General features: G+C 34.3%; 2 protein-coding genes. Both read right to left on the bottom strand.

What is annotated here, in order from left to right; all coding sequences use genetic code 11:
• A partial coding sequence (locus tag AC3AX0_RS06110; RefSeq protein WP_487549420.1) for an AlbA family DNA-binding domain-containing protein occupies positions 1 to 405 on the bottom strand: 405 nt, incomplete at its 3' end.
• 354 nt (positions 406 to 759) lie between these two features.
• A complete protein-coding gene (locus tag AC3AX0_RS06105; RefSeq protein WP_487549419.1) occupies positions 760 to 1,797 on the bottom strand; it encodes an IS1595 family transposase in 1,038 nt (345 codons plus the stop codon).
• Positions 1,798 to 2,165: the final 368 nt, after the last annotated feature.

Here is a 2,165-nt window from a genome sequence, read left to right as displayed (position 1 = left end):
TGCCAAATCTTCATAACCCAAGTTTCTGCCTGCTAATATCAAATTCTGATTCGTTACCATATCCACTTGGACGGTAGATGTATCACGACGCATATAAGACTTGCCTTGATAAGTATAAGGTGTATGATCACCTTTATATACTTTGATCAGCAGAAGCTGCAAATCACCTGCTTGTTTTACTTCAAACTCATAATATGGACTTGGTACTATGGTATCGTTGATAGCATTTTCGATACTTAACTTCAGCTCATCAATATTCTCAACTCCTACAATTTTACAATCATCCTTTACACCCAGAATAATATATCCATCATGAAAATTTGCATAGGCACATACCGTTTTCAATATTGTCTTTGAGTACTCTTGTTTATATTCTATATTTTTAGCTTCACCTGTGAGTTCCATTATATCGTCCACCTCTTTCGGTCGATTTTCTATCGTCCGATTTTATAATAACATAGATAAAGCTTCTATTTCAAGAAAAATTGATATAAAAAAAATGAAATCAGTTTTTGTGGCGTAGGGTGGAAACTTCATACTAGGTCACGATAATATATGTATATAAAAAAGGAGCAGATTATGGCAAGTAATCGATCAAATTATTATGAGAGATAAAAAATAGGCTCTGTTCGTAAATATTGTTGATAACAAGGCATAATAATCAAGATATAAAAAAACCTCTCAAGTATACCTCGTTATTGTAAATATAAAGCAAATAATAATAGAAAAATACTCGCTTCTTGTCCGCAAAGAGCAGTATTAAATAAAGATAGCTTTTCTGTCTTTAAAATCAGCTACCGTTGTAGTTGTATGAACTGTCGACGAATGGAGTAGCAGATCCTTGGCTTTAATAATGTCCCGTTCGTATTTAAATAGTTGCAGCCATTTGAACCAGTATAAATAGTTCGCCAAGTACTTTGTCGAAACACCTTTGAATCGTCGTATCCATTGCTTTAACTCACTATGCATCGAATTAACATGTTGGATGTGATAAATACCTTCTTTGAACCTCCCAGGCTTGATACGGTGATGCTCAAGATGAAGGTTATTGGCGAATCGTATATAACTCTTATGAGAGTCGGTACAAAGTATCGAATTGTCGTTTATTCGTTCTGCATAGAGTCTGTTAAGATCGTTATGAGTTATTCTACCTCGGCAGATCAATTCTGCAATAATATCACCCTGACGATCGACAGCAGTGGCGACACAGACCTGCTCATTTGAAATGCCTCTTTTACTTGCAGGTGTTCCTCTTTTGTGAGACTCTCTAGGCATCTTGAAATTACTATTTTTGCTATGGTTTCCTTTGAAACTTTCACGAAAGAATGTTTCGTCAGCTTCGACAATACCTTCCACGTGGCCAACACCAAGGAACATGCGGATAGCATCTAAAATTTTGTGTCTCCAATAAAAAGAAGTTGAAGGATGTATTCCAACGATTTCAGCCGATTTTCGAATAGAATATCCATTGATCATGCACTTGGCATAAAGAAGCCATTTTTCAAGTGGTTTCTTGCTATTGTAAGCTGGAGAAGAAGTGAAATCTGCGAATGTCTTCTTACAAGAATGGCAAAGATATCTTTGTTTTCCTTGAGACTTGCCGTATCTACATATGTCGTGACCACCACAATGAGGACAAACTCTACCTTTACTAAAACGATGCTCTTTAATATCAGATTCTACATCTAAGGCATAAGAACCAAACACAAGAATTTCTTCGATTGCATCAAAGATAATTTCTTTATCATGATTGCTCAACTTATTGATATCACTCAATATAGAATTAAGATTTGTCATAATAACTTTCACCACCTTTTAAAGATGTTTATATAGTTATTATACCCATAAATGCTTGTTTTTAATCTTTACCAACAACGCTTACTAACAGAGCCAAAAAATAAAACTGCAGTGGTCTAATTGAATTAAGATAACGATAAGGAAAATAACTTGACTTGAGAATATTTTCGTGTGGTTAAAAAAAATACAATATAGATGTGTTATAGTATTTATAACACAAACTTATTCGGCTTATAGACTTACTTGTGGTAAGATTCACCGTGATTTACCAAATACATTACTAATTCAAAATGATCGTTGTCTAGGTCAGGGTGCTTGTTTTTTCGAACAGAAGTAGTATAATTGAACGAAAAGCGAAATTTGATTAA

It is taken from the genome of Dethiosulfatibacter sp. (assembly GCF_983023055.1).
This window is presented reverse-complemented; position numbering and strand designations above follow the sequence as displayed.